Annotated in this window: 20 protein-coding genes and 2 pseudogenes; 11 read left to right on the top strand and 11 right to left on the bottom strand. The window is 38.0% G+C overall.

Annotated elements, in window-relative coordinates; genetic code table 11:
- The coding region (locus I2F23_RS11440; RefSeq protein ID WP_213014676.1) for a helix-turn-helix domain-containing protein at positions 1–160 on the bottom strand (160 nt) is incomplete at its 3' end.
- Positions 161–197: 37 nt separating this feature from the next.
- Between I2F23_RS11440 and I2F23_RS11435 the strand changes: the two are divergent.
- Positions 198–929 (top strand): annotated as a pseudogene (locus I2F23_RS11435) (IS982 family transposase); the annotation flags it as partial.
- A 40-nt stretch (positions 930–969) separates the two neighbouring features.
- Here I2F23_RS11435 and I2F23_RS11430 read toward each other — a convergent pair.
- From I2F23_RS11430 to pdxA, 3 genes are read right to left on the bottom strand one after another with little or no spacing between them, the layout of a single operon-like run.
- A complete protein-coding gene (locus tag I2F23_RS11430) occupies positions 970–1,815 on the bottom strand; it encodes a symmetrical bis(5'-nucleosyl)-tetraphosphatase (RefSeq protein WP_195772726.1) in 846 nt (281 codons plus the stop codon).
- Position 1,816: 1 nt separating this feature from the next.
- On the bottom strand, positions 1,817–2,629 hold the full coding sequence (rsmA, locus tag I2F23_RS11425) for a 16S rRNA (adenine(1518)-N(6)/adenine(1519)-N(6))-dimethyltransferase RsmA (protein ID WP_195772725.1): 813 nt from the start codon (positions 2,627–2,629) through the stop codon (positions 1,817–1,819).
- A 17-nt stretch (positions 2,630–2,646) separates the two neighbouring features.
- Positions 2,647–3,624, bottom strand: coding sequence for a 4-hydroxythreonine-4-phosphate dehydrogenase PdxA (gene pdxA / locus I2F23_RS11420; protein WP_195772728.1), 978 nt, complete (start codon positions 3,622–3,624; stop codon positions 2,647–2,649).
- Positions 3,625–3,887: 263 nt separating this feature from the next.
- On the opposite strand from pdxA, the gene rplM reads away from it, so the two are divergent.
- The 4 genes from rplM to I2F23_RS11400 all read left to right on the top strand — a co-directional run bounded on the left by rplM (position 3,888) and on the right by I2F23_RS11400 (position 5,946).
- A complete protein-coding gene (rplM, locus tag I2F23_RS11415) occupies positions 3,888–4,316 on the top strand; it encodes a 50S ribosomal protein L13 (protein ID WP_023272904.1) in 429 nt (142 codons plus the stop codon).
- Between the two features lie 12 nt (positions 4,317–4,328).
- The gene (gene rpsI, locus I2F23_RS11410) at positions 4,329–4,715 is read left to right on the top strand and encodes a 30S ribosomal protein S9 (protein WP_195772724.1); all 387 of its coding nucleotides are present in this window, start codon (positions 4,329–4,331) and stop codon (positions 4,713–4,715) included.
- Between the two features lie 141 nt (positions 4,716–4,856).
- Positions 4,857–5,516: a glutathione S-transferase N-terminal domain-containing protein gene (locus I2F23_RS11405; protein ID WP_195772723.1), complete on the top strand. Its 660-nt coding sequence runs from the start codon at positions 4,857–4,859 to the stop codon at positions 5,514–5,516.
- A 4-nt stretch (positions 5,517–5,520) separates the two neighbouring features.
- A complete protein-coding gene (locus I2F23_RS11400; RefSeq protein ID WP_195772722.1) occupies positions 5,521–5,946 on the top strand; it encodes a ClpXP protease specificity-enhancing factor in 426 nt (141 codons plus the stop codon).
- A gap of 68 nt (positions 5,947–6,014) precedes the next feature.
- Here I2F23_RS11400 and I2F23_RS11395 read toward each other — a convergent pair whose 3' ends face one another.
- The 3 genes from I2F23_RS11395 to dxs form a co-directional block, all read right to left on the bottom strand.
- Positions 6,015–7,880: a DEAD/DEAH box helicase gene (locus I2F23_RS11395; protein ID WP_195772721.1), complete on the bottom strand. Its 1,866-nt coding sequence runs from the start codon at positions 7,878–7,880 to the stop codon at positions 6,015–6,017.
- Between the two features lie 386 nt (positions 7,881–8,266).
- Positions 8,267–9,097: an inositol monophosphatase family protein gene (locus I2F23_RS11390; protein ID WP_195772720.1), complete on the bottom strand. Its 831-nt coding sequence runs from the start codon at positions 9,095–9,097 to the stop codon at positions 8,267–8,269.
- A 118-nt stretch (positions 9,098–9,215) separates the two neighbouring features.
- On the bottom strand, positions 9,216–11,135 hold the full coding sequence (gene dxs, locus I2F23_RS11385; protein ID WP_195772719.1) for a 1-deoxy-D-xylulose-5-phosphate synthase: 1,920 nt from the start codon (positions 11,133–11,135) through the stop codon (positions 9,216–9,218).
- Between the two features lie 299 nt (positions 11,136–11,434).
- Here dxs and ribA point away from each other — a divergent pair, with 299 nt between their 5' ends.
- Together ribA and hemF are read left to right on the top strand one after the other, a co-directional pair.
- On the top strand, positions 11,435–12,043 hold the full coding sequence (gene ribA / locus I2F23_RS11380; RefSeq protein ID WP_195772718.1) for a GTP cyclohydrolase II: 609 nt from the start codon (positions 11,435–11,437) through the stop codon (positions 12,041–12,043).
- A 102-nt stretch (positions 12,044–12,145) separates the two neighbouring features.
- Complete coding sequence (gene hemF, locus I2F23_RS11375; protein ID WP_195772717.1) at positions 12,146–13,084, top strand: oxygen-dependent coproporphyrinogen oxidase; 939 nt, start codon at positions 12,146–12,148, stop codon at positions 13,082–13,084.
- 489 nt (positions 13,085–13,573) lie between these two features.
- Here the strand turns inward: hemF and I2F23_RS14060 are convergent, their stop codons facing one another.
- Positions 13,574–15,088: an OmpA family protein gene (locus I2F23_RS14060; RefSeq protein WP_323127196.1), complete on the bottom strand. Its 1,515-nt coding sequence runs from the start codon at positions 15,086–15,088 to the stop codon at positions 13,574–13,576.
- Between the two features lie 254 nt (positions 15,089–15,342).
- Here I2F23_RS14060 and aroE point away from each other — a divergent pair, with 254 nt between their 5' ends.
- Entirely contained in the window at positions 15,343–16,137 is a 795-nt protein-coding gene (aroE, locus tag I2F23_RS11365; protein ID WP_195772716.1) for a shikimate dehydrogenase, read from the top strand.
- Between the two features lie 44 nt (positions 16,138–16,181).
- On the opposite strand, the gene I2F23_RS11360 is transcribed toward aroE, so the two are convergent.
- Positions 16,182–17,099, bottom strand: coding sequence for a Dyp-type peroxidase (locus I2F23_RS11360; protein ID WP_195772715.1), 918 nt, complete (start codon positions 17,097–17,099; stop codon positions 16,182–16,184).
- A gap of 130 nt (positions 17,100–17,229) precedes the next feature.
- Complete coding sequence (gene hemW, locus I2F23_RS11355) at positions 17,230–18,387, bottom strand: radical SAM family heme chaperone HemW (protein WP_195772714.1); 1,158 nt, start codon at positions 18,385–18,387, stop codon at positions 17,230–17,232.
- A gap of 241 nt (positions 18,388–18,628) precedes the next feature.
- On the opposite strand from hemW, the gene I2F23_RS11350 reads away from it, so the two are divergent.
- A complete protein-coding gene (locus tag I2F23_RS11350; RefSeq protein ID WP_195772713.1) occupies positions 18,629–19,984 on the top strand; it encodes an MATE family efflux transporter in 1,356 nt (451 codons plus the stop codon).
- Positions 19,985–20,013: 29 nt separating this feature from the next.
- Here I2F23_RS11350 and coaBC read toward each other — a convergent pair whose 3' ends face one another.
- The gene (gene coaBC / locus I2F23_RS11345; RefSeq protein ID WP_195772712.1) at positions 20,014–21,270 is read right to left on the bottom strand and encodes a bifunctional phosphopantothenoylcysteine decarboxylase/phosphopantothenate--cysteine ligase CoaBC; all 1,257 of its coding nucleotides are present in this window, start codon (positions 21,268–21,270) and stop codon (positions 20,014–20,016) included.
- Between the two features lie 76 nt (positions 21,271–21,346).
- Here coaBC and radC point away from each other — a divergent pair, with 76 nt between their 5' ends.
- Positions 21,347–22,039: a RadC family protein gene (radC, locus tag I2F23_RS11340; RefSeq protein ID WP_195772711.1), complete on the top strand. Its 693-nt coding sequence runs from the start codon at positions 21,347–21,349 to the stop codon at positions 22,037–22,039.
- Between the two features lie 52 nt (positions 22,040–22,091).
- Positions 22,092–22,533, top strand: a pseudogene (locus I2F23_RS11335) (bestrophin family protein); the annotation flags it as partial.

Genomic DNA, 22,533 nt, shown 5'->3' with positions numbered 1-22,533 from the left:
TAAAAGGTTTGCGTGGGCGAGTTCTTTTAACCTCAATTCGTTTTTTCCAGCTCAAAATTGTATTTTTATCAATTTCAAATTGTGTCGATACCGCTCGTATGGAATATCCTTCCTCAAGCTTCGCTATCACTTTTCGTCTAAAATGTTCTGAATAACTCATTTTTAAATTGTCTTATATTTTTGATTGTTTGACTATATTTATCGCAATTTATTATAAAAATTCTCAATTTAACCACTTTAAAGCCTTTTTCTTTTCATTAAAAATTCATCAAAGACAGTACTTTAAAGAATTACCTTGTTACCAAAGATTAATATATTTGATCAATACCCATCAGCTTGCGTTACATGCTTTACATACAGCACTGATGGCAGATCATCAGTGTAATTATTTATGGATTGATTCAACGACACTACCTGTATGCAAAAACCAGCGAATTGCTCGCCATAAGTCTTTATCAGATATTGCAACACGAGGTAAAGGCTCTATGGGTTGGTTCTTTGGCTGCAAGCTACATGTGGCAATGAATGCTGATGGGGATATGGTCAGTACAACTTTATCAAATGGACATGTTGCAGATATTAAAATGGTAGAAGAACTAGTTAAAGGGCTTAAAGCAACCATCTATGCAGATCGTGGCTATATTAGCCATGATCTCAAAGAGAAACTGAAGTTACAAGACATTGATTTAGTGACTTACCATCGCAAAAATATGCAGGTTCTTCAAATATCTAAGATACATCAGCATCATTTAAAGCAACGAAATAAGATTGAAACTTTATTCAGTTTACTTAAAGGAAAATACAATTTAGTCACAAGTAAGGCTAGAAGTATTCAAGGCTATTTATCTGGAATCTATTCATCTTTATGTGCTTATCAGATTTGTCATGTAAATAAGCCAAACATTCAAGTGATGAATGCTTCGGCTTAAACAGGATTCGGGTTTATATAGTATTAATGAGGATTAACTATTATTCGATTAAATTTTTTACTCTGAACACATGTTGATCTTCTAAGCGATAAGCAATCATATGCCCACCCCAAACACAGCCCCCATCTACATTATGAATCATTTTATGATGAGTTTCTCCTTCCAAAGCTGCCCAATGACCAAAGAAAATCTGATGTGTCTTTTCTATCTTTCCTTTAATAGAGAACCAAGGTGCAAAACCTTGAGGCATTGGATCATTTAAACCTTCTTTGAAATGAAAATCTAATCTGCCTTCTATATCAATCAAACGCATTCGAGTTAAATAGTTTACGATTATACGCAGACGTGTTTGACCTGTTAAATGATCAGACCAAATATCAGGCTCATTTGAATACATTTCCTTTAAGAATGTATCCACATTTTTCCAATTTTTATCCCTCAAGACCTTTTCAACTTCAATTGCATAGTTTTCTACTTGCTGAATATTCCAAATATGTGGAATACCTGCATGTGTCATGATTGCGGTATCATTTAAAGCTAAATATAAAGGTTGATGTCTAAGCCAATCAATCAGTTCATCACAGTCTTTCGCTTCTAAGATGTCATGAATTTTATCTTTGGTTTTTGCTTTTTTTATACCTCGCGCACATGCAATTAATGTGAGATCATGGTTTCCAAGTACCGTAGCAGCACATTTTTTTTCAACCATAGATTTAATAAAGCGAAGCGTTTTTAAGGAATTCTCTCCACGTGCTACGAGGTCACCAGCAAACCAAATAAAATCTTTTTCTGTATCAAAATTTATGGTTTCCAATAGTTTCTGTAATGCTCCAAAACAACCTTGAACATCACCAACTACATAGTGAAAACGCTTCGCCTTATTCATTTTATGCCACCATTTGGTCTGACAATGCAACGAACTGAGCAAGTGTCAGTGTTTCAGGTCTAGCCATAGGATCAATACCTGCTTTTTCAAAGGCATCATCACTTAGCATTCCTTTTAAACTATTACGCAGAGTTTTACGACGCTGTGTAAAAACATGACTCACCAATCTAGATAATGCTTTTTCATCTTTTGCAACAATTGGTTTTTGGTCATATGGCTCTAAGCGAAATACCGCACTCGTAACCTTTGGCGGCGGATTAAATGAACCTGCAGGCACTTCAAATAAATAAGTCGCTGCGCAGTAATATTGAATCATCACAGATAAACGGCCATATTCTTTCGTATTCGGTTTTGCTGTAATACGATCGACCACTTCCTTTTGTAGCATGAAATGCATATCTTTAACTTTACTTCCAAACTCCAAAAGATGAAAAAGTAAAGGCGTAGAAATATTATATGGAAGGTTACCAACAATACGTAAAGGCTTATCGTCTTTTAAAAGCTGATTAAAATCATATTTCAATGCATCTGCTTCTACAATGGTTAAGCGCTCTGGATGTGGTACTCGCTCAGGCAACCCCGCAGCCAAATCTCGGTCCAACTCAACAACAGTCAGTGCATCACACTCACCAATAAGTGGTGATGTAAGCGCAGCTAGACCTGGGCCAATTTCTACAAGGTTATCGCCTGTTCGTGGATTCACTGAACGAACAATTTTAGCAATAACACGTTGATCATGTAAGAAGTTTTGCCCAAAACGCTTACGTGCCTTATGCCCCTCTTCTTTTGGGTTTAAGGCATTAATCTGATACATACACTCATTCCGACAAATTATTTTGAAGATGCTAGCTGTAAAGCAAGATCTACAGCTACATGTAAACTCGAGGCTTTTGCCTGACCTGTACCAGCTAATGTTAATGCGGTACCGTGATCAACAGAAGTACGAATAAAAGGAAGCCCTAAAGTAGTATTAATTGCTTCACCAAAACCTTGCGATTTTAACACAGGTAAACCTTGATCATGGTACATTGCCAAAACAGCATCTGCATTTTTTAAGTGTGATGGTGTAAATAATGTATCTGCAGGCAAACTTAAGCTCACTTGTTCACCCACTGATTGGTATTTTTTAAGTAAGGGGTCAATAATTTCAATTTCCTCTGTACCTAAATAACCACCTTCTCCTGCATGCGGGTTTAAACCACAAACTAAAATACGAGGGGTATCAATTTTGAATTTTTCTTTTAAGTCGTGAATTAAAATATCAATCACTTGAGTCAAGCGCGTTGTTGTAATCGAATTAGCAACATCTTTTAACGGCAAATGTGTTGTTGCTAAAGCAACTCGAAGTTGTTTCGTTGCAAGCATCATTACAACACGATCTACACCTGCAATTTCCTGATAATATTCAGTATGACCGCTAAATATAATACCTGCGTCATTAATCACAGATTTTTGAACAGGTCCTGTAGCCACCCCCACACTTTTTTCTTCCAAAGCATATCGTGCTGAGCGCTCAAGCTGCTCTATCACATAAGGCGCATTTTTAGGATTTAATACACCATCTATGACAGGTATTGCTACTGCAATATGCTCGACATACAATTCATTTTCTTCAGATGGGATCGTCTGACCGACATATAGTGTCAATTTCACATCTAAATTCAGTTTCTGAGCACGCGCCTCTAACAAAAATATATCTGCAAAAACGACTACTGGACGTTTATCTATACGTTTTGCGAGTGTTAAACAAATGTCAGGTCCAATTCCTGCAGGTTCGCCACTGGTCACATATAAAGGTTTAAGATACATACTCACCCGCTTATAACTCCCCGACTTATAGGCTTTCACCTTATTATATGAAGATATTATTTTCAACAAACTCACTTATAAAATGATAGAAATAAAAAAAAGAATTTTATGTAAATAACTTTCTAAAAGACTTTAATTCGGGTAGAATGTGCGCTCAATTTTATATTGATGATGTTGTCATTCTAACCGTTTAACATAGAATCTCGACTCTCTTTTGTTTGGACATTTTCACGTTCAAACCAACTATAATAGGTATGTAGTAGATGAAAACTCTCAGCGCAAAGCCTGCTGAAACGCAACACGACTGGTTCGTTGTTGATGCTTCTGGCAAAACTCTTGGTCGTTTAGCGACTGAAATCGCTCGTCGTTTACGCGGTAAGCACAAAACTTCTTATACTCCTCACGTTGACACAGGCGATTACATCGTTGTAATTAACGCTGAACAAGTTCAAGTAACTGGTAAGAAGTCTTTAAATAAGAAATACTATCGCCACACTGAATTCCCAGGCGGTTTAAAAGAAACTAATTTCGAAAAATTAGTTGCTCATAAACCTGAAGAAATCTTCCAACGCGCTGTTAAAGGCATGTTGCCAAAAGGCCCTCTTGGTTATGCAATGATCAAGAAGATGAAAGTGTACGCTGGTAGCGAGCATCCTCATACTGCTCAACAGCCACAAGTTTTGGACATCTAAGGGATACAGCACATGGCTACAAACTATGGTACAGGTCGCCGTAAGACCGCAACTTCACGTGTTTTCCTATCTGCTGGTACAGGGAAAATCGTTATTAACAACCGTTCTATCGAACAGTACTTTGGTCGTGAAACAGCACGTATGGTTGTTCGTCAACCATTAGAGCTTTTAGAAGCGACTGAAAAGTATGACCTTTACATCACTGTTAAAGGTGGTGGTATTGGTGGTCAAGCAGGTGCTATTCGTCACGGGATCACTCGTGCGCTTATCGCTTCTGACGAATCTTTAAAGCCAGCACTTCGTCAAGCAGGTTTCGTTACTCGTGATGCTCGTGAAGTTGAACGTAAGAAACTTGGTTTACGTAAAGCTCGTAAGCGTCCTCAATTCTCTAAACGTTAATTCGTTTACCGAATTGGACAAAAAACCTCGGATTATCCGAGGTTTTTTTATATAAAAATAAATATATTCTGTTATGAACATGATGCGTTTGAAACGTAATTTTAGTATGCTTATTGATTCTGTAAAGGTTACACTCTATTCATGGCATTAGAAATATCTGAACACCAAGGAATCACCTTACTCAGTCATGCAGATGATTTCCGCTCGCATTGGATGCGTTTTATTCTTACAGAAAAAGAAATTAAGCATCAACTTATTTTAACAGATTATGATGATGAAGATTTAGCCTCTCTTAATCCCTACAATACTCTCCCAGTTTTACTTGACCAAGGCATAAAACTCTTTCAGCCTAGCATTATTGCTGAATATTTAGATGATCGTTATCGTCAAAATAAACTCTTTATGGATAGCCCATTACAAAGAGCAGAACAACGTCAGTATATTTGGCGGTTTGAAAAAGATTGGTTTCGCCTTGCAGACATCATGCTTTTACACCCTGACAGTTTAAACCAAAAAGAAAAAGAAAAAGCACAAACTGAGCTAAGAAACACTCTTATTTCTTTAACGCCATTATTTCAACATTTTCCTTACTTTATGTCTGAAACATTTTCGGCATTAGACTGCATGCTTGCGCCCATGTTATTACGTTTAAATAGTATGGGTGTACACTTGCCTACATCACAGTGCCGAGCTATTTTTCTATATTGTCAGCGCATTTTTAATCGTACTAGTTTTATTAAATCGATGACTCTACAAGAGAAAACTCGTTACAATCATCTTTTAAAGAACACCGAGAATTAAGCACATGTCCGAACAAGAGCCTCAACTCAGCCCAACACGCCCGTATCTCGCTCGTGGAATCTATGAATGGATTTGCGATAACCATTTGACGCCTTACTTACTTGTAGATGCAACACAGCCCAATACAGATGTTCCATTGCAGTTTGTAAAAGATGGACAAATTGTCTTAAATACTGCACCACATGCGGTTCACCAGCTTTATATGAGTAATGATGCTATTACCTTCTCTGCACGTTTTGGGGGAGTTTCGAAAAATATCTTTATACCATTTTATGCATTAATTGGTATCTATGCCAAAGAAAATGGTCAAGGTCTATTTTTTGATCCAAATGAATATGACAATATTGATATTAACACTGAAGCTAAGACAGAGACTGTAGAAGAAAAACCTGAACCAAAGAAAAAAGCAAGTCTAAAAATTGTTGAATAAAATTAAGAATACTTATTTTAAATAATAAAAAAGCCAGTATAAATACTGGCTTTTTTAAAGACATCTAATTAGTCGTTAAATTTACGACGACGATCTGATGAACGTCCGCGATCATCTGAACCGTGCTCGCTGTTTCCACGGAATGAACGAGGTTTGTAATCTGCACGATTACCACGGTTGTCATCATTCATATTGAAACGTGGCTTGTCACCAAAGCCTTCACGCTTTGGACGATCTGAATTAAATTCACGCTTTGGACGATCTGAACCAAATTCACGCTTTGGACGATCTGAATTAAATTCGCGTTTTGGACGATCTGAACCAAATTCACGCTTTGGACGATCTGAATTAAACTCACGACGTGGACTATCTGAATTAAACTCACGACGTGGACTATCTGAATTAAACTCACGACGTGGACGGTCTGAATTAAATTCGCGACGCGGACTATCTGAGTTGAATTCACGCTTTGGACGATCTGAACCAAATTCGCGCTTTGGACGGTCTGAATTAAATTCACGACGTGGACGGTCTGAATTAAATTCACGACGTGGACGGTCTGAGTTAAACTCGCGACGTGGACGATCTTCGAAACTACCTTCTTTACGTGGTTTATCATCGAAACGACGACGATCACCGCCATCACGATCATTACGTTTGAACTTGCTTTCGCCTTCAAAACGACGACCACCGCCAAAACCGCCACCACGACGACCGTCGCGTTTACCGTTACCACGACCACCATCACGGCCTGAACGTGCAGGAGGTGGAGATGGCTCTAAACCTTCAATTTCAGAAACATTTAAACGTGTTTCTAAATAATCTTCTAATGCACGGATCTTGCCACGCTCACGGTAAGTTGCAAGTGTTACTGCTTGACCTGTACGACCAGCACGACCTGTACGACCTACACGGTGTACGTAGTCCTCATGTTTCATTGGTAAACCGAAGTTAATTACATGAGAAATAGTCGGAACGTCTAAACCACGCGCTGCAACGTCTGTCGCAACCAAAATACGTGCACGGCCTTCACGAATACTACGTAAACGACGGTTACGAACTGTTTGTGGCATTGCACCATGTAAAGCAACAACCGAGTGACCAGCTTCAGCTAACTCTTCAGCTAACATATCTGTGTCTTCTTGAGTGCTTGCAAATACAACAGCTTGATCTAGTTTTTCGTCATTTAACCAATGAGTAAGCAATTTTTTCTTATGCTCAAATCCATCAGTCCAATGAAGTGTTTGCGTAACATCTGTATTTGTTGAATGACCTGTTTCAATCGCAATACGTTGTGGATCATTCATCATACGTTCAGCTAAGCTGATAATACGACCTGCAAATGTCGCAGAGAACATTAATGTTTGCTTACGATTTGCAGCAAAATCACTAATAGCCTCTAAGTCTTCAGAGAAACCTAAGTCAAGCATGCGGTCTGCTTCATCAACAATTAATGCATCAACTTTGTCTAGCTTAATCTGACGACGGTTTACTAAATCAAGTAAACGACCTGGTGTTGCCACAACAACTTGTGCACCTTTAAGCTGTTGAATTTGTTTACCAAAAGGCATACCACCCATAACAGCTGCAATACGTACACCTTTCATGTGGCGAACAAATGCAATTGCATCTTGGCTTACTTGTTGAGCAAGCTCACGTGTTGGGCAAAGTACTAAAATATTTGGTTGTGTAACTGCACGCATACGCTCTTTGAAAGGAACGAATACATCATTTTCAGCAAGTTTATGAAGTGTCGGTAGTAAAAATGCCGCTGTCTTACCAGAACCTGTCTGGCTAGAAACTAGTAGATCTTTCCCTTCTAATGCTGCTGGTATTGACTGCTCTTGAACTGGTGTTGGATTTGTAAAATTTAACGCCTCTAATGCTTGTGTAAGAGACTCATGTAATGAAAAATCGGCAAAAGTTTTGCTCATAGAGAATTCCACCCTACAAGGGTGCTCCATTTAATAATAAAAAGTAACATCGGCAAAAGCGGCACAGCAACAAAAGCTGAAATCTAGAATTCAGCGGCGATCCGAAATACAACGATGTGAATATTACGCACGCATGATTACGATAGTAACCTGAAGAATCGCTTTCAGCGATTGGGGCGCGAGAATTCGTCCTCTATGGACCGCACGCGCATACACAATAATAAGAGAGAAATGTTCAGGTAATGAACGGAAATGAAGTGCGTTTGGGAAATTATAACAGGTTAATTATAAATGTCACCTAGTTTATATAAAATTCTTCATTATTTTTCATATGACTGAAACAATAAGTAGAAAGAGTGACTTATATCACTCTTTCATACAATATCTTACTTAATTGCGTTTGCCCACGCAGGGGTAATCGCTTGCATAAATGGTTTAAGCATTTTCATAGAACATGCAATAACCTGACCATTTTCCATAGATTCTGAACCACCACGGCCATCAACCACAATACCGCCAGCTTCTTTTACAATAAGCTCACCAGCAGCAATATCCCATGGTTTTAAGCCTAGCTCAAAGAATCCATCAAAACGGCCTGCGGCAACGTATGCAAGATCAAGTGCAGCAGAACCACCACGACGGAACTGTGAACCTGCTTCTGTAATTGCAAGCATCGCATCAAAATGCTGTTTTGCATAAGATACAATTTCGCCATTACGTTTTGCACGGTAAGCATGACCAACAGAAATAAATGTGTTTTCTAGACTGTCACGTGTATTCACACGAATACGACGCTGATTCATCATCGCACCACGGCCGCGACTTGCAGAGAATAGCTCATCGCGTACAGGATCGTAGATTACGCCGTGCTGAGTTACACCCTTATGTTGAACTGCGATTGAAATACAAAAATGAGGAAGACCATTAACGAAGTTAAGTGTGCCATCTAAAGGGTCAATAATCCAACACCAATCGGCATCATGACCATTGCCTTCTTGTAGACCAAACTCTTCGCCCAAGAAACTATGATTTTTATAACTTTTACGTAATGTATCAATCGCTAATTGCTCTAAGTAACGATCTACACGTGTTACAGGGCCATCAATGCCTTTTTCTTCAACTTGCAGGTCCAACTTATGACGATTTTTATGTGCCTTTAAAAGCTCTTGACCAACTAATTGTGCTGCACGCGCAGCCATCACCACCATAGGTTCCATTGAACACCCACACTCAAATATTGAAGATTTTGACAAAGAATAATGCATAAAAGCATGGCTATTCTAACAAATAGACATGCTTTTTAATAGAATTTATTAAAAATAATTAGGCAATTGATTAACAAAGCGTAAGGCTTTTTTTCCATGCACTTAAAATTGATTCAGTAATACCCTCGGCATCTAAACCGCAATCATGTAGCATTTGCTTATGATCGGCCTGCGCTAAGAACTCATCTGGAAGGCCTAGATTTAACATCGGTTTTAATATCTGAGCATGTGCCAGATATTCATTTACACTGCTGCCAGCACCGGCCATTACGGCATGTTCTTCAATTGTCACGAAGAGTGCTGTTTTTGCCTGAAGCTCATCAATCATGCATGTATCTAATGGTTTGATAAAGCGCATATTCACAATACAAATGCCAATATCAAGCTGTTTTGATAACTGGTGTGCTGCACGTAATGCAGGACTCACACGACTACCAAAAGCCAAAATTGTAATCTGCTCTTCATACTGTTCATCTGCATGAAGCACGATCTCAGCACGACCAATTTCTAGACTTTTCATTTCTTGCTGAATATCTATACCTTCACCAACACCACGTGGATAACGTACAGCTGCTGGACCTTTATAATGATACGCTGTATGCAACATTTGGCGACACTCATTTTCATCTTTGGGTGCCATGAGTACTAAATTAGGTACTGTTCGCATATAAGCATAATCATATACACCCGCATGTGTTGGGCCATCTTCCCCAACTAAACCAGCACGGTCTATTCCAAAAGTCACATCTAGGTTTTGTAAAGCAACATCATGAACCAGTTGATCATAGCCACGTTGTAAGAAAGTTGAGTAAATTGCAACGACAGGTTTTAAACCCTCACATGCCATACCCGCAGCCAGTGTTACAGCGTGTTGTTCTGCAATAGCAACATCAAAAAAGCGTTTTGGATATTTTTTTGCAAACTCAACCATTCCAGAGCCTTCACACATTGCAGGTGTGATTGCAAGTAAGCGTGTATCTTGCTCAGCTTCGTCGCAGAGCCACTGCCCAAATACACTCGAATACTTTGGTGCAGATTTTTTCGAAGCCAGTGTTTGAGGTACGATGACAGGTGTTTTTGAGATTGCATGATATTTAATAGGATCTTTTTCGGCAGGAGAAAACCCCTTACCTTTTTTAGTATATACATGAATCAAACGCGGTCCTTGACGTTTTTTTAATGATTCAAACACACGTAAGAGTTGAGTAATATCATGACCATCAAATGGACCGTAATATTCAAAACCAATGGCTTTAAATAAGTTATCTGCTTCGTTGGTTGCTGCTTCGTGCAATCTTGAAGTATATGTCCAATTTGGATAAGGCTCCACAACAGCTTCGCCAGCTTCTGTAATATTTACAAAATGCCCTTTTTCCCAAATTGCTGCCAAATGCTTTGCAAATCCACCTGTACTACATGAAATTGACATGTCGTTATCGTTTAAAACAACCATTAGATCTGCTTGATGAGCCACAGCATCGTTCATGGCCTCAAATGCCATACCAGCCGTCATTGCACCATCACCTACAATAGAAACAACCTCACAAGGATTGCCTTGATAACGGCGTGCTAATGACATTCCCAAACCTGCAGAAATTGCAGTCGAAGAATGCCCAACACCAAAGGTGTCAAACTCTGATTCTTCTCGTGTTGGAAATGCTGCTAAACCATTTTTTGCTCGGATTGTTGTAATATCTTCACGTCGGCCTGTTAAAATTTTATGTGGGTAAGCCTGATGCCCCACATCCCAAATTAAACGGTCATTCGGTGTGTTAAAGCAATAATGTAACGCAATAGTCAGTTCAACTACGCCAAGATTTGCACCAAAATGCCCTCCACTAATTCCGGCAGCATATAAAATATACTGACGCAACTCATCAGCCACCTGTAAAAGTTGGTCTGGATCAAGTTGACGTAATTGTTTTGGATGGTCAATTGCATCTAACAATGGCGTAACAGGACGCTGAGCTGGTATTTCTGTATACAACATAATGTGGCAGAGCCTTCTAGAGCTGGGCTAATCCGAAGCTGAGTTTATAGTGCGTTAAACCGATAATTTTAACCTATCAGTACTTATTTTCAATGCGCCACATCAACGATCTGTAGTTTTACATTGCTTTGTCTCAGACAAGCATGGAATTATCTAAAAAAATGCTATGAATGATCAACCCTTATCTTCGTCTTTCCACAAAAATAAACGGTTTGTCTGAAATTTTGTATATTTAAACAACTTCTGTGACACCATTCAGCTATACTTTTATTATTTCCTTCTAATAAATGGTTTTTATTGTGGCTATCGAATTTGTTGCAACATCGAAGCTTCCAACAGCTTTCGGTGATTTCTATATTAGTGTATTTCAAGATCCTCAAACAAAAGAAGAACACGTTGCGCTCACCAAAGGCTTAGAAACACCACCAAATGGGCCAGTATTAGCACGTATTCATTCAGAATGCTTAACTGGAGATGCTTTTGCATCTTTAAAATGCGATTGCGGCCCTCAGCTCAAAGCAACGCAATCACTCATTGATCAAGCCGGACAAGGTATCATACTCTACTTACGACAAGAAGGTCGTGGCATTGGTTTAACAAATAAAATTCGTGCTTATGCTTTACAAGACCAAGGACACGATACTGTAGATGCAAACACAATGCTGAATTTACCTGCCGATGCGCGCAAGTACGATATGTGTAAAATTATTTTAGATCATTTTGGTATACATCAAATTAAATTAGTGACGAACAATCCGCTTAAAGTACAAGCTATAGAATCTTTAGGTATCCAAATTACTGAGCGTGTTCCTCTAACTGTAGGACTGAACCCATTTAATGCCTCTTATTTAAAAACAAAGGTCAGTCGTATGTCACATCTTTATAAAGAAGATGACTTTTCAAAATAAAAAATCAATCAAACTTAGGGATTTTACCCATACAAAATCCCTTACTTTTTTTATGGATTTATGTTTTTATATGATCACTTTTATTTTATGTATGAGGCATTCATGCAGAATCCATCAAAGATAGATATTGAACGGGTCAGAACGTTTTTACTCGATTTACAATTACGTATTTGTACAGCACTTGAAGAACAAGAAACAATTGGCGGCGGTAGCGAAAAATTTATTATTGATGACTGGGAACGCCCTGAAGGTGGTGGTGGACGTTCACGTGTACTTCAAAATGGTGAAGTTATAGAAAAAGGCGGCGTGATGTTTTCCCACATAAACATTCGTCAATTACCTGCATCAGCAACAGCGAGACACCCTGAAATTGCAGGTGCAAAGGCACAAGCACTCGGTGTATCACTGGTCATTCATCCTAAAAATCCAAACATTCCAACCTCTCATGCGAATATTCGTTTATTTGTCGCTGAACCTGAAGGAAAAGATCCTATTTGGTGGTTTGGTGGAGGGTTTGATTTAACACCTTTTTATCCACATGATGAAGATATAAAACATTGGCATCAAAACGCTTTTGATCTTTGCCAACCATTTGGTGAGAACGTATATAACGAACATAAAAAATGGTGCGATGACTACTTCTACTTGAAACATCGTGATGAGCAGCGTGGTGTAGGTGGTTTATTCTTTGATGATTTAAATTGTTGGGATTTCGAAACCTGCTTTAAGTATATACAAGCTGTAGGTAATGGTTACTTAACTGCAATTTTACCAATCTTTGAAAGAAACCGTGAAAAACCTTATACACCTGCTCAAAGAGAATTTCAGCTTTACCGACGTGGCCGTTATGTAGAGTTTAATTTGGTATACGATAGAGGAACAATTTTTGGTCTACAAACTGGTGGACGTATAGAATCGATTTTGGTCAGTCTTCCAAACCTAGTCAGTTGGTCTTATCGTCCTGAATGGGAAGAAAACTCAATTGAAAAGCGCCTAACAGACTACTATTTGAAGCCACATGACTGGCTTTCAGAGCTATAAAAAGTAAATCAATATACAAAAGAGTAAAACCACTCTTTTGTATTACAATACATCTCGTTACTTTTTTAAATAAAAAATCTCCTATCTTAAGCAAAATTTCATATTATATTGGTCTTTACCGTTTACACTACTTGTTGTTTCTTTGATCAACCCAGTAAAGAAAATAGCAGGCCTATATTTTATGTTGAAGTTTTTAAATGAATATAAGTGGTTACTTATAATGAGTTGCCTCTTTCTCCTGATGCTCAGCTCCATTGGCATTACCGTAAGTTATAACGATGTTCTTTCCGATAGTATTTCCATCACCACAAGTATCCTTCTCGGTTTTACCCTATTCTTCACTCTCACTTCGTGCCTTGTAGAGAAGGTTCGTGATATTTGTAACCCTTCATAATTTGTTTGTTAGAACCGCAAGATGATTTACACTACTTTCTTTTACCGAATAAAAAAGCAGCCTATTTAAAGACTGCTTTTTTTACAACCGATGTTTTATTGTGTGATGTTTTTCACTTCATGCTCACCATCAACAACTGTTGCTTTACCATTCTCTGTATTGACTACTTTGAACTCAATACGACGATTACGGAATTTACCTTCAGCAGTCACATTGTCTGCAATTGGATTTTCAGCACCATATCCCACTGCAGTTAATTGATCTTTATTTACACCTTTCGATACTAAATAATCTAAAACTGATTGCGCACGGCGTTGAGATAATGTTTTGTTTGCTTCTGCATTACCTGTTGAGTCGGTGTAACCTGCAACAATTAATTTAACATTTGGCACGTTTTGGATAAGCTTCGCCGCTTCATCTAAAATTTCTTTATTTTTCTGTGGTAATACTTTTGATGCAGTTGGGAAATTAATAATCTGGATATTCAAAGCATTGGCAACATCTTGTGGCGTTGAACTTCCATTTAACATTGAAAGTGCTGATCTGCTTTTATCAATACTTGAATCTACAGATTGCTCTTCATTTAAAGGTGTTGTTGCAGAAACGACTAATGTAGGTTCAACGGCTTTTATTTTCTCTACCAATTCATTCATTGATTTTGCATCAGGTGCATTTACAGTAATATGATTACCTTGCCAATCAATACTTGCATTCGGTACAGCTTTAATCTGATCCATCACTTGTTGGAATTTACTTACACCTTGTAAAGCAGTAGTGTAAGACGGATCTACAGTAATATCACATTTTACATTTGAGCCAAAGATTTGAGCTAAGCGCTTTTGCATTGCCTCAGACAAGCCTTCATTTCCAACCGTTGCATGACATGCTTGTACTTCATTACCCACACCAGAAACCAGTGTAATTTGACTTTGCTCAGTATCTTGCTCTTCCTCATGATGTGCTTGAGCCATTTCTTGTGAAGTCGGCTCTGATGCCTCATTATTTCGTGGAATTGGCATATCCATTTTATGTTGACAAGATTTCCAAAGGAAAATAACAATTAATGCCAAAATAATTAGACCAATAATAGGTAAAAGCTTCCCGAACATACCAGATTTTTTCTCAGGCTCTTTACTATAAACATGCTGAGACGATGCTTGTGTACCCAACGAGCTGCTTAAACCAAGTGCAGAAACTAGACCAGCACTCCACGCAGGAAAGCTTGTCGCAATATCTTTTAAATGACTAGTAAGATAAGCACCAATTTTGTCTTGGCCAACTTCATCTTTTAAAGTTTTTACACTTAAAGGAATTGCTTGATCAAAAAGAGAAGTTACCGTTTTTTCAGGTAGACTATGATGTGTAGAGAACCCCTCTACCACCTGTCGAATAATTGGTGCTTGATTACCAAATAACGTATTTAAACCATTACTTTCTAAATTTACTGTAGACTGAATACGTTCAGGAAACTTATGTAATATCGATAATAATATTGGATAGAATTGAGCCAGCAATGATGATTTTTTATCAGCATCAATAGCAAGTTGTTGTTGATTAATAATTGCTGGTGTTACTTTTTCTTTCAGCAACTCGACAGGGTTTATAGACATTCTTATACTCCTCATAGGGAAATTGCGATTGTTTTTATCTTTTTACCATCGTAAATACGCCTTCATCGACGTAAATTCTTATTGGCTATGGCTATTATTTGTGCCTAAGTAGGTGATTCGTTCATTTTACTTTTTTTTGCTATTGCTTCCTATGTGTTTATGTAAACGGTAAAAAAACTCATCTTTGATTCCCCTATTTTTATTAGTTTTCTTGTATATTTCTACTCACCATGACAATTATAGAGCGCCATATTATGCAAACAACTAAACACTTTGCAGTCATTGGAAATCCTATTGCACATTCAAGATCGCCTGAATTACACCAAGCATTTGCTCAAAAGACAGGAATAACTTTAGTCTATAACAAGCGATTGGCACAGATCGGACAATTTGAATCTAGCATTGATGAGTTCTTCAAGAATCATGGCACAGGTTTAAATGTGACAGTCCCTTTTAAAGAAGATGCTTTTAAGGCTTGCGATGTACTCACAGAGCGCGCAAAAATTGCAAAAGCTGTAAATACGCTTTGGCAAAAAGAGGGCAAACTTTACGGCGACAATACAGATGGACAAGGCCTTGTTAATGCAATCAATGCATTAGAGTGGCCACTCTCTCAGTCTAGAATTCTTATTTTAGGTGCAGGTGGTGCAACTCGAGGCGTGATCTTTCCACTTGCAGAGGCAGGTGCTCATGAGATTGTCATTGCAAACCGTACTCTCTCGCGTGCAACTCAACTTATACAAGATTTATCACCTCATATTCAAAATACCTCGCTCAATGCAGTTGGACTAGACCAACTAACAGGACATTTTAATATTGTGATTAATGCAACGTCTGCATCGCTTTCAGGAGATGCTCTTTTACTTCCTGAATCTTTAACTTTTAATTATGCTTATGAAATGGCATATGGAAAACCATCTCATTTTCTAGATGAAGCAAAAAAAAGGAATATTCCTTATGCAGATGGATTTGGCATGCTTGTTGGACAAGCGATTGAATCTTTCTATATTTGGAATGGTATAAGACCCAATCTCAAAGACTTTTTATAATATTTTCCCCATATTCTATAGTAGCAATATGGGGAAACTTCGCTTTATGCCAATACTTCAGCCAGTAAATGTTCTGATGGTGCAAAATAGTATGCGCCATCGACTGGCGTCACAAAATGTAATAAGCGATCATGTATACCATCGCCACTTGTACCGAACATACGCTTAAGCATTGCATCAATTCGACTTAACTCTTTTGTATATGCAACAAAGTAGAGGCCTTGTTCACCATGGCCATCACCATAAGGTAAGCTATGACGTAAAATTTCGAGCTCCTCACCTTCGTCATCTTCTACAACTGTACGACTAATGTGTGCATTCTCAGGCTTCACATCATCATCAAGTTCTATCGATTCAAGTTTTGTTCGACCAATTACTCGCTCTTGTGCATCTACTTTTAATCTTTGCCATTTTTCTAAATCATGAACATAACGCTGTGCAAATACAAATGTACCATCTGCAAATACACCATGTTCTGAGGAAAGCAATGTTGTTTCTGCACGATCTTCTTTAAATTGCGGGTTCTCTGTCCCATCTATAAAGCCTGTTAGATCACGACCATCTAGATAGCGAAAACAGGTTCTTTCTTCAAGTACTTCAACCTTTTCTCGTATGCCATGAAAAAATGCTTGGCTCAATGCAAAGCAGATATCTGTACGCTGACTCGCAATATGAATAAAAACATCACCAGGCACGACAGGCATATTAAAACTACCTTGCTCCACTTCAAGTTGTTTAAAATCTTGAGGGGAGTTTTTATAGAGTTTTGACCATGTTTCAGGCCCAAAAGCAATGCCTGTTTTCACTTGATCATTAGGATGCTGTGTAATGAGACGATTTCGTTCAGAGATCAGATTTTTAAGCTGATGTTTAAGTTCATCCACAGATAAATCTTTAAGGCGTATAACAATAAAGCGCGCATGATCTGATGGAAGTGGCAAAATCACGGATTGAGCAGTCATTTATAACTCCGAAATGCTGTGTAATTTATGGCTAGTTCCTGTCTTTAGTTTACCTTTAAATGAGGTAATGTAGATGATTTTATTCAAAATAAATCAATAGCAACTTACCCGATTCAACCCCAAAAGATGGTTATAAAAATTCTTCTAAAACAGCATTCAAAAAGCGATATCCTCTATCAGTACAAACAATTCGTTCAGACTCTTTAGACAATAGTCCTTGATTATATAATTGTTGTAAGGAGTCATTTGCTGTCGGCAATTCGAGCCCTGTTCTGTGTTTATAGTAGTCGGCAGGTACACCTTCTTTTAATCGAAGTGCATTCATCATAAATTCAAAAGGTAAATCATCAGATACAACTTTTTCAAAATTTACCATTGGCGCAGGTGTTTTTTCTAAATAGTCTTTTGGCAACCGAGTTTTTTGAAAACGGTATACACCATCTTCTTGAGTGACTTTGCCATGTGCACCTGCACCAATCGCTAGATAATCGCCAAACTGCCAATAATTCAAATTATGGAGTGATGGTTTTTCTTTACGCCATGCAGAAACTTCATAGTTGGTAAAGCCAGACTCAATAAGATACTTCTCACCTTCTTCTTGAATATCTGACAATATATTCTCAGAAGGCAGAATAGGTTGTGTTCTAAAGAACACTGTATTGGGCTCAATAGTAAGTTGATACCATGAAATATGGGTTGCACCATGATCAACCGCCATTTTTAAATCATATAATGCTTGTTCTAAGGTCTGTTCAGGCAAACCATGCATAAGGTCAACATTAACACGTTTAAAACCAGCTTTTTTTGCTTGTTGTATTGCATTAACTGCATTATCTGCACTATGGATACGGCCAAGCTTTGTTAAATGCGCTGTATTAAAAGTTTGCACGCCAATCGATAAGCGATTAATCCCTGCTTTGAGATACGCTTCAAAAGGTTCGTGCTCTAGTGTTCCTGGGTTAGCTTCTAGTGTAATTTCACAATTGTTGGAAAAATTGAGATGCTGTTTAAGCTGAGCAAATAACCACTGGTAACCTTCAGCAGAAATCAGCGAAGGTGTACCACCCCCAATAAATACACTCGTTATTTCACGGTCTTGAGCAAAATTTATCTGAGTTTTAAAATCTTCTACTAATGCATGTAAGTATTCTTTTTCAAGCTCTAATGACAATTGTTGACCGCCTGGCACAGTATGTGAGTTAAAGTCACAATATGGGCATTTTCGCACACACCAAGGCATATGAATATATAACGACAATGGTATACTTTGCGGTACTAAATCACTCAAGAAATTACTCAACTTCACATCAGGTCTAAGTTAATAATTTTAACATGACTTTTGAGTAAAGCTTAAAGTTTGCATCAATTTAAATAAGCACAAAAGTATTTTTATCATTGTATTTATTGTATTATCTGATCAAATTTAAATAATTTTTTCAAATCAGTGTAACGAGAAAAGGATCTCTCTTCACTTATAACAAGGCTGTCTTGCCCACTCTATACAGCACAAATTCTTCCGAGTAGTTTTTATGACAACTGTTGTTTCTTCGCGCATTGAGCTCAAACGCTTATTGTCTCTTATGATTCCTATTTTAATTACCCAGTTTGCCCAAGCAGGTCTAGGGCTTATAGATACAATTATGGCTGGACGATTTTCTGCTTTAGACTTGGCTGCCATTGCTGTGGGTGTAGGAATCTGGATTCCAGTTATGCTACTTTTTACAGGTATTTTATTGGCCACCACCCCATTAGTTGCAGAAGCTGTCGGCGCACATAATCGCCATGAGATTGGTCATATTGTACGTCAGTCTCTGTGGATGGCGGGAATATTAGGTTTCATTGCGTTAGTTCTTTTGCAATTCATGCCATATCTCTTGCCACTATTTAAAGTTCCTGAAGATTTACAACCTAAAGCTGGGTTATTTTTACACGCAATTGGTTTGGGTATGCCTGCTGTCTGTTTATATACCTCTTTACGTTGCTATTCAGAAGCGATTGGGAATCCCAGACCCGTTACTGCCATCAGTCTTTTATCCTTAGTTATTCTTATTCCACTAAACTATCTCTTTATGTATGGCTATGGTCCTATTCCTCGTATGGGAAGCGCGGGGTGTGGTTTTGCTACAGCAACTTTGCAGTGGCTGATGTTATTTAGCCTTATTCTATATATCTCGAAGGCTAAGATTTATCAAAAAGATCATATCTTTGCAGGTTTTGAAAAATTTAATGTTCTTCTTGCTAAGAGGCTACTTCTTTTAGGTTTTCCAATTGGACTGGCTATATTTTTTGAAGTCAGCGTATTTTCTACAGCTGCAATTATTTTAAGTACTTTGGGTGATACCGTCGTAGCTGCACATCAAATAGCCATATCTGTGACATCACAGCTCTTTATGCTACCTATGTCATTGGCAATAGCACTTACCATACGAGTAGGTACTTATTATGGTGAAAAAAACTTAGAAGCCATGCGTAAGGTTCAAAAGGTTGGCCTGATGACAGCAACTGTAATGGCTTGTTTAACCATGTCATTTATTGCACTATTTCGACATCAAATTATTAGTTTTTATACGCAAGATCAACATGTGGCTCATATTGCAGTTTATCTTTTACAATTTTGTATTGCCTATCAACTTATGGATGCATGGCAAGTCAGTGCGGCAGGCTGTTTACGCGGTATGCAAGACACCAAAGCACCGATGTGGGCAACCATGCTTGCTTACTGGGTAATCACACTTCCTCTAAGTATTTATTGGATTCGCTATGCATCTATGGGGCCACAAGCTGTTTGGATCAGCCTGATTATTGGGCTTGCGGTGGCATGTGCTTTATTACTTTCTAGACTTTATTTCAACAATAAAAGACTTGCAAAAAAATATAAATCTTAACCTCTAGGGAGCATTGCTCCCTATTTTATTCAACTTTTTATATTTAAGGCATCAACAATCGCCTCTACCAGTTGTTCACCAATTTTAAGTTTAGATGCTTTTTCTAATTGGCGTTGATCAATGTCATACTTTTTAGCAAAGAATACTGTCATAGCATTTTCATCTGCCCCAAAACCAATGTCTGTTCTAGAGACATCATTACATGCAATCATGTCTAATTTTTTCGAAATAAGCTTTCCGTTTGCATATTGCTCAATATTTTGAGTTTCAGCAGCAAACCCAACCATAAATGGTCTTTTTTCTTGTTGTGCAATAGTAGCAACAATATCTGGATTCTTAATTAATGCAATATCTAATGTATCGCCTGTTTTTTTTATTTTATGTGGTGCAATCTCAGCGACTCTGTAGTCTGCAACAGCCGCCGTTGCTATAAATATGTCACAGCCCTGATTTAGCATGTACATGCTTTCATCTAACATCTGTTGTGCTGAAACAATATTTTTACGTGTAACCCCATAAGGTGTGTTTAAATTCACTGGCCCTGCAATTAAAGTTACATCTGCTCCTGCAGCATAACATGCACTTGCCAAAGCAAAACCCATTTTTCCAGTACTATGATTAGAAATATAGCGAACTGGATCTATCGCTTCACGGGTTGGGCCTGCTGTAATTATTACCTTTTTACCTGCAAGAAGGCCAAACTGTTGTGTATATGCTCGCTCTTGTGTTTTAAAATATTCAAAAACTTGTTCTGCTAATGCCTCTGGCTCAGGCATTCGACCACGACCGATATCACCACATGCTTGCTCACCTGCATCTGGGATAATAATATGCATACCATCTTCAGTCAGTGTTTTTAAATTACGTTGTGTCGCTTTTGCAGCCCACATCTGTTGGTTCATTGCTGGCGCAATCCAAACAGGTGCCTTTGTTGCCAGATAAAGTGTCGTCAGCAGATCATCTGCTAACCCTTGTGCAAACTTAGCAATGACATCGCAACTTGCTGGTGCAACCAAAATTAAATCTGCCCAACGTGCCAATTCAATATGCCCCATACCTGCTTCCGCTTCAGGATCAAGCAATGTAGTATGTACAGGATTCGATGAAAGCGCTTGGAAAGTGAGTGGTGTAATAAATGCTTGTGCACCTTTTGTCATCACAACACGTACGTTAAAACCATAATCTTTGAGGCGGCGGACTAAAACAGCACTTTTATATGCCGCAATTCCTCCTGTTACCGCCAAGATAATGTTTTTATTTAATTTTATATTGACATTTGAACTCACAGATAGAACACTCTTTACCTTGCAGTGGTGCTCACAATAGCACTAAACCGATATTCTCCCAAACTTAAATCTTAAAATGAAAGTCGATCGTTTTTCCATTAAGTCATGGCCTATTCAGGAACGGCCTCGTGAACGTTTAATTAAACAAGGTGCTGAAAGTCTTTCAGATGCTGAATTATTGGCTATTTTCCTCAGATCGGGATCAAAACAACATTCTGCTGTCGAGCTATCGCGTCGTTTAATTTTGCATTTTGGTGGGTTAACACCAATTTTTGATTGCTCACTTGATGAATTAACCACATTTCATGGGATTGGAGAAACCAAATACGCTCAATTAATGGCAGTCAAGGAACTAGGTCGCCGTTATGTCGACAATGCTTACTTACAACAGCAACACGCATTTGATAGTTCTAAGAAAGTTATTGATTTTTTACGTTACCAATTACAGGGTGAAAAACAAGAAGTTTTTGCTGTACTTTGTTTAGATGCAGATTTATGTAAACTCAATTTTAAAAAATTATTTTTTGGCTCTATAAACACCTGCACTATTTCTATTAATCAAATGATGCGTCACGTTATTCAGCAGCATGCATCTCAAATTATTATTTGTCATACACATCCCTTTGGAAAAGCCACACCTTCTGCTGCCGACCATCAGCTTACTGAAAAGATTAAGCATGCTTGCGATTTAATTGAAGTTAAATTAATTGATCATTGCATTATTTCACCGACAGGTTCATTCTCTTTTGCAGAGAACCACTTCATATAGGCAGTTTTTTAGCTATATCAAGTCTGATGAAATTTTCAAAGTAATATTAATTATGATTATTCGAGATAAAAGCAATATTTTCCAAATTTTATTTGCTTGGCAAGGAACAGTCTTACCAAAAGTCTTACCCGAACTAATTGGCTTAATGCTTATTTCTACAATTATTGGTTTTTTGGCTTATTATCAAATTGTTCACATTCCTCAAGTACCTGCTATAGGGTTTACAATCTTTGGAATTATTCTTTCTATATTTTTAGGTTTTAGAAATAACACTTGCTATGCACGTTGGTGGGAAGGTCGAAAACTATGGGGATCACTTATTGCAAGCTCTAGACACATTGATAGAGACAGTAAAGTTCTTTCCCATATACGTAGAGAGCGTGTTCTTAATCATGTTATGGTTTTCTCAAGCACACTGCGAGATCGTTTACGTCATCAAACAGCCAATTTAGAACAGTTTATTGGAACAGTTGAATTAGATGAACAGTCTATAC

It is taken from the genome of Acinetobacter pollinis, assembly GCF_015627175.1.
GTDB lineage: Bacteria > Pseudomonadota > Gammaproteobacteria > Pseudomonadales > Moraxellaceae > Acinetobacter > Acinetobacter pollinis.
Note: the sequence above shows the minus strand (reverse complement) of the source record. Positions and strands in the feature narration are given on the sequence as shown.